1 protein-coding gene is annotated in these 403 nt (G+C 75.4%); it reads left to right on the top strand.

What is annotated here, in order from left to right; translation table 11 throughout:
* A partial coding sequence (locus G3I78_RS49935) for a PA domain-containing protein (protein ID WP_343244052.1) occupies window positions 1-403 on the top strand: 403 nt, incomplete at both ends.

Raw genomic sequence — 403 nt, 5'->3', positions numbered from 1 at the left:
CGAGGCGCACACGAAGACGGAGAGGACCACCGTCCTCGGCGCGCAGCCGCGGGAGCTGGCCACCGCCGCGTTCACCTTCACCAAGTCCACCCCGGCCGGAGGCCTGACCGCCCCGATCGCCCTCGCCCGGGTCGACGAGACCCCGGGCTGCGACGCCGCCGACTACCCGGCCGGGGCCTTCACGGGGAAGATCGCCCTGGTCAAGCGGGGTGCCTGCACCTTCGTGGAGAAGCAGAAGGCCGCAGCGGCGGCCGGGGCCCTCGGTGTGATCGTCTACAACCACAGCGGCACCACCCCGGTCCGGGGCGGGTTCTCCTCGCCCGCCGAGGGGACCATCCCGAGCGCCGGGCTCAGCCTCGCCGACGGTGAGGCGCTGGCCGCGTCCGCCGCCGCCGGCGAGGTG

Source organism: Streptomyces sp. SID13726 (genome assembly GCF_010548375.1).
Taxonomy (GTDB): domain Bacteria; phylum Actinomycetota; class Actinomycetes; order Streptomycetales; family Streptomycetaceae; genus Streptomyces.
The sequence above is the reverse complement of the archived record's forward strand: the minus strand, read 5'-3'. Positions and strand labels throughout refer to the sequence as shown.